A 245-nucleotide genomic window follows, 5' to 3' on the forward strand; every position below is an offset into this window, starting at 1 on the left:
TTTGCCCACACGCCCCGGCTCGCGCGTCGAGGCGCCGCCGACCCCACGGGGCCGCGCCCTCAAGCCGGTGCTGGGCGTGCTTGTTTTGCTGACCATCACGCTGGCGGCGGGCGAGATCGCGGCGGAAGGATTGGGCTTGCGCTCGATCGACGACCGGCGCATCAGCGCCATCACCAATCGCGAGCAACGAGCGGCGGCGCGTCAGAATCAGTATCCGCTGTGGGTGTTCTTGCTCGTGGGCACGC

Annotated in this window: 1 protein-coding gene; it reads left to right on the forward strand. The window is 69.4% G+C overall.

All coding sequences use genetic code 11. The annotated features are described in order from the left end of the window. Nucleotides 1–245: hypothetical protein (locus KJQ96_RS39435; protein ID WP_213291266.1), on the forward strand; the 245-nt coding region annotated here is incomplete at both ends.

Source organism: Bradyrhizobium sp. sGM-13 (assembly GCF_018398875.1).
Classification (GTDB): Bacteria; Pseudomonadota; Alphaproteobacteria; order Rhizobiales; family Xanthobacteraceae; genus Bradyrhizobium.